Raw genomic sequence first — 14,270 nt, 5'->3', positions numbered from 1 at the left:
GGTTTCTTTAACTCCTTCAAAAATGGTTTAAGATTTAAAGATTGTGATGTTTTTGCGGATATATATTATTAAAAATCTCCTATTTATACTTTACCGCTTGCCTATTCCTAAAGTAGGTATAAATTCCCAAATTTTTCGAAAATAACGGGAATACAGACGGAAATAATTGGTTTGCAATCCATTCATCCTGCATGCCCTTAAGTTCTCCCTGTTAATTGTCAAATTACTTTTCAGGTATTGGGTACTTACTCCACCCGTACGCATTTTCATCAGATCAACTGGTAAATACTTGTAACTCAATTTATTTTTATACAGAAACCTGACCAGGAGCTCAAAATCAGCCGAAATATTAAAATCGGTTTTATAATAGCCATATTTTTCGAAGTTCTCTTTATACGTGAAAAAAGTAGGGTGAGCGGGCATAAAGCCCCAGGAAAAGGCCCCTAAATTAAACCTCTTTGAAGAATAGTATCGAACCGTCTTCCCCAAATTTTCCGGATTCACAAAACGTACATCAGCAAAGACACACTGTATATCCGAGGACTTGAAACCCTCAATGATATTGCAGATGGCATCCGGGCGGTGATAAAAATCATCCGAATTGATGATTCCCACCACATCTCCTGTGGCCATTTTTATTCCCTTGTTCATGGCATCATAAATCCCCTTGTCAGGTTCCGATATCCACTTAGTTATTTTATTCTCATTGGCTTTGATAATATTCACCGTATGGTCTTTCGATCCCCCATCTATAATGATGTATTCAATATCTTTGTAATTTTGTGAATAAACACTATCAATGGTATCCTGTATGGTATTGGCGGAATTATAACATGCTGTTACAATAGAAATTTTCATAGGATTTTCTATAAAAAGCGATAAATAAATAATCTTTAGCTACTTTTTAATTTTAAAAAGCAGGAGTCTAGGGTATTTTCAGGGTTTTATTTATTCAAAGAAAAGTTTATAACCTTTAAGTTAATGGTCAAATATATCTTTCTTTCCAATCACTAAAACTAAGCTGATGCCAATAACTATAAATAGCTACTTAGAAGTATTAGGAAATTTAAACAAAAATAAGCGTATTAAGAACTTTTCTGTAAAAGAAAAACATAAAATCGAAAACATAATGCTTTTTATTGTCGTTATAATCATTTAGCAAATTACAGAAAGATCATAGCAGGTGTTTAAGCCGAGATGATACGATTGGTAAATAGTTTCCCGCAGAATTAGCTGAATTGAGTAGATTCAATGTGCAGTAAATATCTAGATTTTATAATTTTAATTCATTGATACGCATACAGTCTACTCCAATTTTCTGAGGATATTCCAAAAGACTTCGAATGTCCGATCAATGATCAGCCAATAACTTCCTCCACAAATTATAAGAGAGCAATAAGCTTAGCCCTTTTAACTTCCTATCTTTCTCTCCCTTACCGGAATAGCTGGGTTTCCCTGGTAAATGGTATATTGATCCAATGTTTTCGTAGCAACAGACCCCACGGCCAATACCGAATGTGAACGGCATGTCACGCCAGGACAAACCACCGATTGGGCACCTATCCAAGCCCCATCTTCGATGGTTATTTTTCCAACAATCAAATCAAAGTTTTTTTGTTTATAATTATGGTTTCCGCAAAGCAACATAGCCCCTTGGGAAATACATACATGATTGCCTAAAACTACTTGAGCTAAATTGTCGACCCATACTTTCTCGCCAATCCAAACATGGTCTCCAATGGACAAGAACCACGGATATTTTATGTTCACGCCTGGTTTGATCACTACACCTTTGCCTATTTTGGCCCCAAAAAGCCTGAGAAAATACACTTTAATTCCCGAAATGGGATTATAGGGATTAACAAAAAACAGCAAATTGATAAAGTACCAAAGTGCTATTTTCAACTTACCGCCCGGCTTGTACCAGTCATTATTGTATAAACTTAAATCTGAATGCATATTTTCAGTTACTAGTCCACTTAAAGTACTCTCCTATGGTTTTGACAAGGAGCTTAACAGTTTTTTGTTGGCCGCTATTAATTCAGGTTGTTCACAAAACTGATTGGCATAATCATAAGCATTTTGAGACCAAACTTGATATTCTTTCATGTCCATCAGAGCTAACTTGTTGAATACTCCAGTACCATTGGTAATATCGGAGGTATCAATATCCCATCCCACCTGATGCTGTTCCAACCCCTTCCATGGTGTATTTTGAGAGATAATTACCGGACAGCCGGCCGACAGTCCCTCCAAAATCGCATGTCCGAAGTTCTCTCCTTCAGAAAATAAGGTAAAAAAATGATAGGACTTGAGTATTTCCGGTATAAGTTCACTCTCCACTGCTCCCTTATAGTTTACCCTTACCATTGAGGGAAGCTGAGTAATGATCTGTTTGCATTTTTCCCAATAGGCCTCATCATAAATAGGTCCATAGAGATCCAGTGCTACTTTTTTCCCAGTTGCATTGATACCAGCAAGTGATTGCAATAATTTTAATGTTCCTTTTTCTACGCTTATACGTCCTATAGAGACTAGCTTAATACCTTCTTCCAAACAAGGCTTGGATTCACTCTTCTGCTGTACCGTCTTCCTCGGGAGATTAGGCGCTACCAGTACCTTTATTTTATTGTTAATGGATGAAATGTATTCCTTTTCTTCCTCATTGGTGGCATGAAAGTAAGTATTTTTATACAGCCCCAGATATTTTGCTATGTTCAGAAAAAGCCGTTTTCGCTTGGCTTTAACAGAAAATGCCTGCGGGTTTAACATCCCCCTTGCTGCGACAATCACCTTTTTGTTTTTTTTGTCCGCATACCTTAGGGGAAGTATGGAAAAAAAACGGGAATAAACTCCATTAATGTATAAAGTATCGTGCTCCGTGGTTTGGATAAGTTTCTTTATGGTCTTCCCATTCAGTTCTTCCTTTGAAATATAGTATACATCGGTATTGGGACTGATTGGATTCCAGGCATTGGCTTGGATATTGGGATAGGGAACTTCCTCACAATAATCCGTATCCCTGGTTATCACCTTAAAATGAAATTCTTCTTCTAAATGGGCGATAAGATTGGCGTAAGAACGGACAGGTCCACCCGAGCGCGTTCCTGGTAGAAACCAGTCGATCATTATCAAGATGGTTGGCTTGGCCTTTTGTTCCATTATTGCTTATGGTTTTCCGTTTTCATACTGGTAAAGAAATATAATAATTATCCGCAACTGTGGAAGTAAACAAAAATATCAAGAAAGTGTCCACGAATTACACGGATTAGCACGAATTAATTTTTAATTGATTCAAAGAAACTCAATGAATTATCTGAAAATTTCACTTGAGGTAACAATGCCGATAATCAGATAAAATAATTATCCTCAATTACAAAGAATCTGAGTTGATCTGCGAGTTCTACGGGAAACACTTTATAAATAATAAAGCTACTGGCAAAATTGCGTACAATCATGTATTGTAACATCAGATAAAATATTACCTATCTAATTCTCCCCAATTACCTCCTTGTACACCTCCATATATTGTTCCAAGATCCTTTCCATCTTAAACCGCTCGCTGTTTTTTAAACCAAGGGCAATAAGTTCGTTCCTGTAGCCCTCATCTTTTATGATTTTTTTGATCCCTTCTTCTATAGCTCCCACATCAAAAGGGTTTACCAAACAGGCTCCCTCTCCTGCCACTTCCGCCATGGCTCCAAAATTAGCCGTGATAACCGGCCTTCCCGTTGCCTGTGCTTCAATGATGGGCATGCCAAAGCCCTCATAGGTAGAAGCAAAGCATACCAGATCTGCATCACGGTAACAAGCCAATACCTCCTCATAAGAAAGGCCTATCTTATTGGTCACCTTAAAGGGCAAATCTGCAATCAATGCTTCCTGCTCAGGCAACAGCTTCCCCAACACCATGGCTTCACAATCAATTTCAGCCAAGGCCTGTAGCGTTCTCTCCAGATTTTTGTTCGGCTTCGTCCCTATCAAAAATACCTTAGGTTTATCTGTATTAAAAGAATAGGAGCTATACCTGATTAAAGAGCTGACAGGATTGGGTACCACCCTTATTTTCCTTTTGGCAAATGGTATTACTTTGGTCAATTCCTCTTTGGTAAATTCCGAAATAACCGTAATCCGCCTGACCAAAATAGCCGGCAACCAAAACCAAAATACCTTGATATACAATTTTTTAAAAAAATTTCCGGAAAAGGCAGACCCAATATCGTGAATGGTCAATACCGTCCCTCCTCCAGTCACCAAACTCATATAATGAATATCTCCTGTAATATGGGAAATATGCATTTGTTCCTTTTTAAAGCTTTTTAAATTTTGAAAAAGCACTCCCGGACCTCCTCCTGAATAAGGCATTTCCACCTGCCTCACTTCCATCATAGGTCTTAAGCCTCTTATAATTCCCGAAAACAGCTCCTCTATACTATGGTACTGGGGCAGGCGTTTACGAAAAAGAAAATCAATTTTCATAAGTAAGAGAAAGGTTCCAGTTGAGAAATTTTTTGGCAAATTCGAAAAACAGCCAGATTACAATTATGGACTTTATGAGATGATTTAAAACCACTACCAACTCGGTTTCCGCTTTGATAACTTGTAAAAAGATTAGGGGCAGAAAAGCGATAAACAGTACATTCGAATACCCTTTATTGTAAAGCCATAACCATACTTTCACTAAAAACAATCCCCAAAACGCCATAAATAAGATTCCTCCAAAAACACCATAGTTACCATAAGCTTCCCCAATGATACTGATGCCCATGGAAGTACTATTCGACAGATACAACCCAGTGAACTCTTTAAAATTTTCTTGGCCACCAGCTTCCTTCTTATTGGGATTTAAAAATCGTGGCAATGCACTTGAAAATACGGCTTCAGTTATGGTCGTTCCTTGAAAATATGGACGGCTACCCGGAATATTATCCATTATAGCACTAATAATCCATCCTTGATTTAAACGTACATTGTTGTTTACTTCCTGATCAGATTCTTGTGTATTAGTACCCCCAGAAAAAATAGCATCCCCCATCAAAGTCAAAAACAACTCAACCTTATTACCCGAATATCCAGACCATATCTCTGCTCTGTAGGCTGCCTTAATCGTTTGTAATGTCGTTAATAAAAAAACTGATGCTAAAAAGGTTAGCAAGATGGTTTTAATACTTGGCTTATATTTAACGGCCCAAAACATATAGAAAAACATAGACCATAGTATCAAATCATGGAACATGGCTCTTGCTAATGAGCTTATAAACAAATACAATAGTGCACCATAGAAAAAGTTTCGGTGTCTTTTCCTTTCTGAAAAATAGAGGATGATTGCGCCCACATACTTAAAATTGGAGAGAATAAAAGCCAAGAAGCCTAAACTTCCCGGTAAAAACTTCCCCAATAAGTCGAACGCCACACCTACCCAAAAAATCACAAGTCCATAATCTGCATAATTCTTCAAACTTTCAATGGGCAAACTATTAATGGGTATTCTTTTTAATTGCCATAGCACTATTACAGTAAAAGCTAAATAGGCGGGGACTACAAAGGACATGTACTCACCTTGGGGCACATACATATAATAACGGTAATGAAAAGATGGAGTCATATACTCAATGGTCGGCCCAATAATCCATTGTAAGCCTGCAATAAGTAGCATGACCTCCAATATAGGAACCCCTGTACCAAGTTGTTTTACAAACTTAACCCCAACAAAACCCACAGCGATTATGCCTATGTAAGTCCAAAATTCCAATTCTTTCTTAATTAGTTTTCAACAATTCTTTTTCAATAGATGATATCAAATGATCAAAATGCCATTCCTTTATACCTACTTTAGCGTTTTTTCCCATTAACATTAAGTGATCCCTATTCAATAATTCTAAAATGCTTTTTAATCGTCCTGGATTATTGAACGGGAAAACAAAACCATTTTCTCCTTGCTTTACCAAATCTTGACTACAACCTACTTTATCACTCACAATTACTGGACGTCCGCAAGCCATGGCCTCATTGACAGCTAGTCCCCAAGTTTCGCCAGGCCCCTTGGAAGGCAGACATAATATATCCCCTAAACGATATACAATTGGCATCATTGACTGATTTTGAAATGGGAGAAAGACTATATTTTCATCTCCATTGGCCAATTCTTTTAATCCTTTTTCCAATGGCCCGCTTCCCAAAAGTACCAACTTCAATGGTTCACTTCTTAAAAGATTTGATTTCTTAATCGCTTCAATCAATATATTTGGCTGCTTTTTCGGCTCTAATTTTCCAGCGAATAATATTACTATTTCTTTCGCACTGAAACCCAGTTCTTGCCTCCATTCCTTCGCTCTTTTTTCAAACTCAGCATTTTCACCTTTGAAGCGATCATTATCAATGGCATGGGGCGCAAAAATCAACTGATCGGGTTTTAAGCTGTGTTTTAAAAAATAAGCTTTATTCGCTTGGCCAACATATAATGCTTTATCTACATGTCTGTATACCCTCTTTAAATAGGCTCTCCTTAAGATTGTTTTTAGGCCTGATTTTTCATCCAGCAGGGTGGAATCTCCGCGAAACCAAACAGGAATAAGCCCCTTAAAATACTTCATCACATCCCAATGGCTCTTTAAATACCAGCCAAATACCAAGACTGTATCAGGTTTCCAATCAGTTAATTCCCGTATTAAAGTCGGGCAAATAATACCATTTTTATGATGAGAACCAGGTTCTTTTGATACATTTTTCACAAAACTATAATCATATCCTTCCAAAAGAGGAATATCCCAACTTATCGCTTTACCAAAGGTTCTATCTTTTACACTTTGCTCTGCTTGGGACCAAGTATAAAATACTTTTAATTGAATACCCTCTTTTTTAGCAAGCCTTGCAAACCAGGGTGCATTGTATTGGATGGGGTGAGTTGTAACTATAGCTAACCTCTTAGACATTTTCAACTAGACATATCATTTGAAGAAACCCTTGAATTTTAGGTTTGTAAAATTTCCTATGCAATTTCCTAATTATTCTTTTAAAAGGAAATTGTTCATTGCCTCTTCATTATTTAAGAAACAACTAGATCAAAAAACTCACATTGTTCTCTCGTCATATTCTCCGCAGTGAATTTATAAAATTTATCCCAATTGGTATTTGGCGAATAGGGTATATTATCAACCATCAAATCTAGCCGACGTTTAAGGTTTTCAAGGGCATTTTCCATATCAAACAAAATGACTTCGCCTGCCTCTAATTCTTCCATGATATTGACTACACTACTATTGGAGTGAAAAACGGACAATAAGGGTTTTTTAGCCAAAATATTAGGATACAGTTTTGAAGCTGTGTAATTTTTGTCGTTTGACCCAGGAATCAAAATAATATCGGCCATTTTGAGTGTCGCCAATGCATTAAAATAAGGTAATCTGTCTGTAATTTCTTTTACATAACTTTCCACACCAAAAGATTCTGCTATCGGTTCAATGGTTTTTTCTCCTTTTCCATCGGGAGCATAACTTGTACCAATAAACCAAAACCTACACTTTTTAAATTTATCATCCTCATCCAGTAATTCACTAAAAGATTGAAAAAGTAACTCTAGACTATCCTTCATATCTTTTCCTCCTCTTCCTATATATATAAAGTTCACCACATCTTTTTCATGCAAAATTCTGTCCAACGATTTAGCCATTTTTGCGATATCGAAATCCCCTTCGTAGGCACCAAACGTTAGTACCCTATATGGCGTCTTTAAAATATTATCATATCTTTTTCCAAGCTCTTCTACATATCCCTTTGAAACTGAAATTAGTCCATCTACCTTTGGCATAGTAAAGGCTTCCAAATATTTATCCAGTCTATAAGCAAACCAAAATTTAGGTGGGCGCTTTTCTTTTGGAACAGACAGATAATAATCATTTCGCCAAGGATCTTGCATGTCAATTACATAAGGCACCCCAAATTTCATTTTCCAAATACGTCCTAATGGCATGCAGGCAAAAACCGTGGTACTGAAATAAACCAAATCAAATTTTTCATCTTTCAGTAATTGATTTCCCTTTGATAGTAATTGAAAAAAAGCTCTTAGTCCCAAGTTTCCCAACCCCAGTTTTCTGGTATATTTTGTCGAAAAGGCTTTTACTTTATGATATAATATATCAGAAGGGACTGATTCTTTTAATAGTGGATCCTTAGACATCTCTACACTATTTTCATCCACATAAAGTATTGTAGGTTCCCATCCAAACTTTGAAAAGTAAGGAAGTCCTTGCCTTACCCTATGCATATCAGCTGCATTAACTGGAGGAAAATGGGGACTGATGATCAATACTTTTTTCATTGCATAACTTTATTTACAAAATCCAGTAGTTTTTTAGATTGATTTTCAAAGGAAATATCATTACCGGCTTCCCAACTGGCTTTTTGCATTTCCCCCAGTATGGAAGAGTTTGAGAATAGATAATCCAAGGTTTTTGCTATTTCCACTGGCTCTCTATTCACTATTTTAATCGCATCTGGAAACTTATTTGCAAGCTCTAACTGTCCCGCTGTCTCGGTGGCCAAAATTGGAATTCCCGCTTGTAAGTAATGGAAGACTTTATTGGTAATGGTACAGTTTCTACTTTCGGGTGTATTTTCTTCAATAGCCAAGCCAAGACTATGTTCTGATATCCTAGAGATCAACTCATTATGAGGAACCAAATCATGAACATATAATTTAATGTGTGGAGGAACTATTGAAAATAAATATTCCTTATAACTCTGATTTACATTGCCTCGAAGATGTAGTTGAAATGGTGTTTTCACCCACCGAAGTCCCTCAAAAAAAGATTCCAATCCCCTTCCCTCGCTAATCATTTGAGAAAACCAGTACAAGGATGGAGTATTTTCATATTTTATATCTTTATTGAAACCATCACATCTTTCCCTATCCTCCGCTGGAAAACTATTGTAAATGACTTCTGGGATATTCGATGCATGATAGTTCGCCATGTTCTCTGCCAAGGCCTCAGATGTTGTATAACAATATGTGGCATTTTTCAAAATAAAAGCCTCCAAGGACTCTAAAAGTTTAATTGGTCTGTACTTTCTATCTTTTGGCAAAAGATCCTTGGAATGCCAATCTTCAAAATCAAAAGCAACCTTTTTTCCTTTTTCTATCAATGATTTAGCCAAGGCCATACTTAATTCTTCATGGCCTATGTACAGGTCTGCTCTTTCAAGCTCTAACTTTCTTAGGTAAGATTTATGATCATAGCCTAAAGAATAAGTGTTTTGAATATTCCCATACCTCACCAATTCTCTCCCTATTCGCCTCTTAAAACGTATTAATTGAGACTTAAGGCTTTTTACTGGAAAAAGTAAAATTCCAGGCTTATATTTTACTTTTGAATGAAGTAATTTTAGATCAGCCTCAACAATTTCTTTATGATACCATAAACCATAAACCGTTACATTATGTCCAGCTTTGGCGTATACATTCGCTTCCTTAACTACTCTTGGAGCTTTAGTTAATGGAGACTGAGTAAAAATACAGATGTGCTTCAAGCTTTTTAAAAGTTATAATTTTCCTAGTCTTCAATCACCCCTGATATCACCTTCGCAAAACGCTCAGTCAAATATTTGACTTTAAACGAATTGATATACTCTTTATTGGGTTGTAGTTTACTTGGCTTTGTAAATACCTTCTTTAACATTTCAGATGACTTTTCCACATCATCTGGAGAGAATAAATAAGCTAATTGAGATAATTCTAACACATCTTTTTGAGCTCCTTCTGCCACAAAAGCCAATATTGGCTTTTGTATGGTAAAATATTCAAAAGTTTTACCCGCAATACTATAATCCTTCCCTTCCAAAACTTTCGAAGATGTGAGCAATAAAAAATCACATGATTGTTGAAATTTCAAAGATTCCTTATGAGAAACCCACCCCAAATGTTCTATATTATCCTTCAAATTGAATTCCTCAACCATTTCATCAAACCAATCATTTTTATTTCCTGCAAATTTTACGACAATTTTATCTTTTAGAATGGGGTTTTGATCAAATAAATTTTGTAACGATTTGAAAAAAAAGTACGGAGTTCTATATAACCAATCTTCCTTTCTAGGGACATATTGTAATTTTCTGTGTCCTCTCTTTTTCCACCATGGCTGCATAATTTCTTTCCGGCTTTCAGACGAATAGTAAAAACTTCCCACGTAGCCAATGGTTATTTTATCTTTTGGAACAAAATGTATATCACCAATTTCCACATCAATATCAAATCCATTTGGAATGTATTCAAACTTTCCTGGATTAATATTACGATGTAACTGTTTAAAATCGGTAATAGTTACCTCAGAAGTTGCTATTATTTTTTTTGCATGCTTAAATACTTTTCTCTCTGCCCATTTTGATCTCAAGAAATTAAAATACGTACTATATGGAGCTATTGTCCACATCGTCCATGGGTCTCTCATATCCACAATTAGGGGGAGATTATATCTTCTTGAGGTTTCAACAGCCAACGACAAGACCCCAAAGGGCGGAGCAGTAACAACAATTGCAGAAACTTTATTTTTTTTTAGGTAACCGTCTACTTGCCTATGATAATTATATTTCCAGAATTTCTTTTCATTGCCCCTATAATGATTAAAAAATATATCAAAAAAGTTCCTTACTTTATTTTTCCTTCGGACTTGAAGGTCCTCTGATTGAACAGGTAAGATATTAGTATTATCGTCTCCGCTATTCAATAAATTGCTATCTCTTTTTGGATTGGAATAAACATTTTCATAACTGTCAGGATGCAATGTTACAATAGTTGCTTGAATTCCATTGTCCTTTAAATATTTAACAAATTTTGCAGGTCGTGCTGATCCTCCTACATTTAAAGGAGGAAATTGATACGCTATAAATAAAATATTTTTCATATTTCCTTAATAATTTTTGCAGGTACTCCTCCAACAATTGTTTGTGACATCACATCCTTAGTAACAACACTTCCTGCTGCCACTACAGCCCTTTTTCCTATTGATACACCTGGAAGTATTGTCACGTTTGATCCAATCCAAGCACCATCTTTAATAATTACAGGCTTGGTAACAATTCCTCCCTTCCAAGCCGCTTTATCTTTATGGCTGTAATCATGATCATGAGTATAAATGGTACAGTTTGGTCCAATAGCAACCTCACTCTCGATATAAACATTATCAGTAACGTCAATTATTGTTCCGTCACCGATATGAGTTCCATCCCCTATTTGTAACTTTCCATAATACCCATGTTCTCTTGAAAAAATAGCACAATTCGTTTCAATCTTTACTCTATTGCCAAATTGCCACTCATTTTGAACAAAAATCCTAGCTCCTCTTCCTAATTTAAATTCATCTCCTCCGTTAATACAACCATTCTCATTTACAAGAATTGTTGTATTTGATTCTAGGTGGATTTTGTTTTTAAAATTTAAACTACCGTTTTTAGCTACTCCAATTTTGGACCACGAATCTATAAACCCCTTGTTTCCAAATACAAAAGTTCCCTTTCCCTCTATAATTACGGGGAACCTTATTTTAGTTCCTTTCCCTATTTCGGATAAACTAAGCTTATAAAGCCAGTATAGCCTTCTGCTAAGAGATCTAAGACAATCCAGAAATAGCAGACTAAATATTTGAATCATTTTGCTAATATTCTTTTTAAAATTTTCCTCATGGAAAGTTGACTTGCGTCTTTCATTTCAAGCGCTTTTTTAATTGAGTGATGTTTTACCGCGGATAGGATAGCTTTTGCTTGTTTTTTTTCATATTCTTTAAGAACACGTTGTTGATCTTCTTTCCTTAATGGACATTTTAAAGAATTTATTAGTTCTTTACCTACCACCAGGTACATAAAATTATTCATAGGATTAACAGCCATTCGCTTACTCTCTTGACTTGAATGTGTTCGATACCAAACAATTCCTTCTGGCATTAAAACCACCGAATATCGTTGGGACAATATTTGCCAAAATTCAAAATCACCTAAGAATGGCTTACCAGTAAATCCACCTACAGAAATGAATGCATCCCTCTTAATTATTGCTGACAATGGCGCCTTGTGGAATAATTCCATTTCAAAAAAATTCATTTTATAAGTTTCTTCCGGACTTAATTCAAATGGATAAATACTTACTTTATTTTGAGGCAAGGAACATAGACCATACCCAGCTTCAGGAAACTGCTCCATGTAATACACCAATTGTTCTAAACCATAAGGATAAATAAAATCATCGTGATCGACTTATTTTAGATATTTTCCTTGCGCATGGGAAGCTGCTTTATTCCGATTCGGGTAATCCCCATAATTTTTATCATTCAATATTACTTTAACTCGGTCATCATTCTTTTCAAATGATCTTGCTATTTCTAAGGTATTGTCCGTGGAATTGTCATCAGTTATTATCAATTCCCAATTTTGATAAGTGGAATCAATGACACTTTGAATAGCTATGCCTATATAAGCCTCACTGTTATAAGCTGGCATCAATACTGATACCAAGGGTTCCTTTTTCAATACATTCTCGGTCATTGAGTATTCTGTTTTCCTAATGGAACATTTAATGCTAATGATTTCTCCAACTCCTTTATAGAATTGGTCTCAATCGCAAATAAAAACTTCTTTGTAGCCTTTCTATGGTTATAGATGATTTTGAAATTATGCAAAATCCATTTTGGATGGCATCTCCAACGGAAATTTCTATACAGTACTAAACCATAATTTCTTTTTGTAAATACTTGAGGTGTAGCATACCCAATACACTTGTAAATAAACACACTCGAAATTAAGACACGTCTGTAGGTGTATTCTGGAAATTGGAAATGATAGTGGTTAACCCTAGCAGATTGATCATAGATCAATTTATATCTATGAGATAAAGCAGTCTTTGCCCATAACATATCTTCACCAAATGCGACTGATTCGAAGGGTATCTGCTCTAAGACGGATTTTCTATACATGGCGTTTACATCGTCCCATCCACATACCTTCCTTTGCTCCTTTGGGGATAATTTATTGAAGTCTTCTCTATTTTTAAATTGTACTTCTATAACTTTTGAAACAGATTGGGGCCGAAACCATTCATGTGGATTTTTATCAGCATCATGTGGGACTATTTGCTGTCCACATACCCCTGCCACTTCTGTATCCTGAAAATGTTTGATCATTCGCTCCAGCCAAAATTCATCAGTAGCTATGGCATCTTGAACAGTCATTACTACAAAATCTCCAGATGAATGCTTAACACCTAAATTCCGAGTTGCACCATGATTAAAGGATTTAGGAGGGATTTGAATCAGCTTTACATCGTATTTTTCTAACCGATCTAATGTTGTATCCGTACTACCACTGTCAATAACAACAATTTCACAATCAGGATAAATTGTTTGCCTTCGTATACTTTGAATACAGTTGTCAATGGTAGCTGCTCCATTTTTCACTGGAATGACAATCGAAATTTTAGGATGCCTATTCATAAAATTTTCCAATATTACTGCCCGAAATTAATACCACTTTGTTCGTTTCGAATATTTTATCTAGGTACTTTAATCTTGCTAGACGAAAAAATCTTAATGTAGCTAACAACAAGATCCTATTTTTCTGATTGCTTGAAATTAGGTGATTGACTTTTCTATAAAAATCAAAAAACAAAGAATAATGCAGACCATTAATCGTACTGATTAAAATATGTATCACTATAGGTTTCAAACAATATTTATCTTTATCTATTCTTTCGGATACCCAATTAAAAAGATCAATTTTACTCTTTAATTTAGGTAAAGAATTTGTATTGGATTGGCTAATGGAATTAACAGAACCTTTCCGGTAATAACAATCCAAGGGTAAATCATAGCATATTTTAAAATTACAATTCTGAATAAGAGCCTTAATGTGTATTTCAACATCTTGCCAACATTGTAAACTCCCATCAAAGCCTCCAATTTTTTTTAATGTAGAGGTTTTCCAAATAGGTCCCGTTGTTTGCCATACACTATCTAAATTCAAAAAACGCTGAAGAGTATTTTCTTCAGTAAGAACATTCCACATCCGATTATCATCTCCTGGATTTTCTTTAAAAAATTGCATTTTAAATATTGCAAAATCTAGATTAGGATTTTCTTTCATGAACCTAAACCTTTGTAGTAAACAATGCTCGGCAAGGAGATCATCGGAATCCAAAAATATAACGTATTCCCCTTTAGCTCTATCTATTCCAATATTTCTACATACTGCGGCACCTTTAGATTCTACATCTCTCTCAAACCAATTGATCC

At 35.6% G+C, this 14,270-nt stretch carries 14 protein-coding genes; all 14 read right to left on the bottom strand.

Annotated elements, in window-relative coordinates:
• Positions 1 to 90: 90 nt before the first annotated feature.
• On the bottom strand, positions 91 to 858 hold the full coding sequence (locus ACYVAA_RS19990; RefSeq protein WP_460545196.1) for a glycosyltransferase family 2 protein: 768 nt from the start codon (positions 856 to 858) through the stop codon (positions 91 to 93).
• Positions 859 to 1,410: 552 nt separating this feature from the next.
• Positions 1,411 to 1,959 carry an LbetaH domain-containing protein gene (locus tag ACYVAA_RS19985; protein ID WP_460545194.1) on the bottom strand — a complete coding sequence of 183 codons (549 nt, stop codon included), beginning with the start codon at positions 1,957 to 1,959 and terminating at the stop codon, positions 1,411 to 1,413.
• A gap of 33 nt (positions 1,960 to 1,992) precedes the next feature.
• Positions 1,993 to 3,162 carry a glycosyltransferase family protein gene (locus ACYVAA_RS19980; RefSeq protein WP_460545191.1) on the bottom strand — a complete coding sequence of 390 codons (1,170 nt, stop codon included), beginning with the start codon at positions 3,160 to 3,162 and terminating at the stop codon, positions 1,993 to 1,995.
• Between the two features lie 327 nt (positions 3,163 to 3,489).
• Positions 3,490 to 4,479, bottom strand: a complete 990-nt coding sequence (locus ACYVAA_RS19975; protein WP_460545189.1) for a glycosyltransferase family 4 protein — start codon at positions 4,477 to 4,479, stop codon at positions 3,490 to 3,492.
• The gene (locus ACYVAA_RS19970; RefSeq protein ID WP_460545186.1) at positions 4,469 to 5,752 is read right to left on the bottom strand and encodes a hypothetical protein; all 1,284 of its coding nucleotides are present in this window, start codon (positions 5,750 to 5,752) and stop codon (positions 4,469 to 4,471) included. Before ACYVAA_RS19970 ends, ACYVAA_RS19975 begins: the two co-directional genes overlap by 11 nt.
• Before the next feature lie 7 nt (positions 5,753 to 5,759).
• Entirely contained in the window at positions 5,760 to 6,932 is a 1,173-nt protein-coding gene (locus tag ACYVAA_RS19965; protein WP_460545184.1) for a glycosyltransferase family 4 protein, read from the bottom strand.
• A 113-nt stretch (positions 6,933 to 7,045) separates the two neighbouring features.
• Positions 7,046 to 8,317, bottom strand: coding sequence for a glycosyltransferase family protein (locus ACYVAA_RS19960; RefSeq protein WP_460545182.1), 1,272 nt, complete (start codon positions 8,315 to 8,317; stop codon positions 7,046 to 7,048).
• Positions 8,314 to 9,525 carry a glycosyltransferase family protein gene (locus ACYVAA_RS19955; RefSeq protein WP_460545180.1) on the bottom strand — a complete coding sequence of 404 codons (1,212 nt, stop codon included), beginning with the start codon at positions 9,523 to 9,525 and terminating at the stop codon, positions 8,314 to 8,316. Before ACYVAA_RS19955 ends, ACYVAA_RS19960 begins: the two co-directional genes overlap by 4 nt.
• A gap of 23 nt (positions 9,526 to 9,548) precedes the next feature.
• Complete coding sequence (locus ACYVAA_RS19950; protein WP_460545178.1) at positions 9,549 to 10,895, bottom strand: glycosyltransferase family protein; 1,347 nt, start codon at positions 10,893 to 10,895, stop codon at positions 9,549 to 9,551.
• Positions 10,892 to 11,641, bottom strand: coding sequence for an acyltransferase (locus ACYVAA_RS19945; RefSeq protein WP_460545176.1), 750 nt, complete (start codon positions 11,639 to 11,641; stop codon positions 10,892 to 10,894). Before ACYVAA_RS19945 ends, ACYVAA_RS19950 begins: the two co-directional genes overlap by 4 nt.
• Positions 11,638 to 12,186 carry a hypothetical protein gene (locus ACYVAA_RS19940; RefSeq protein ID WP_460545174.1) on the bottom strand — a complete coding sequence of 183 codons (549 nt, stop codon included), beginning with the start codon at positions 12,184 to 12,186 and terminating at the stop codon, positions 11,638 to 11,640. Before ACYVAA_RS19940 ends, ACYVAA_RS19945 begins: the two co-directional genes overlap by 4 nt.
• Positions 12,187 to 12,240: 54 nt before the next feature.
• Entirely contained in the window at positions 12,241 to 12,528 is a 288-nt protein-coding gene (locus ACYVAA_RS19935) for a glycosyltransferase family 2 protein (RefSeq protein WP_460545172.1), read from the bottom strand.
• On the bottom strand, positions 12,525 to 13,472 hold the full coding sequence (locus tag ACYVAA_RS19930; RefSeq protein WP_460545170.1) for a glycosyltransferase family 2 protein: 948 nt from the start codon (positions 13,470 to 13,472) through the stop codon (positions 12,525 to 12,527). Before ACYVAA_RS19930 ends, ACYVAA_RS19935 begins: the two co-directional genes overlap by 4 nt.
• Positions 13,465 to 14,270: glycosyltransferase (locus tag ACYVAA_RS19925; protein WP_460545168.1), on the bottom strand; the 806-nt coding region annotated here is incomplete at its 5' end. The genes ACYVAA_RS19925 and ACYVAA_RS19930, both read right to left, overlap by 8 nt.

Source organism: Echinicola sediminis (genome assembly GCF_054777495.1).
This window is presented reverse-complemented; position numbering and strand designations above follow the sequence as displayed.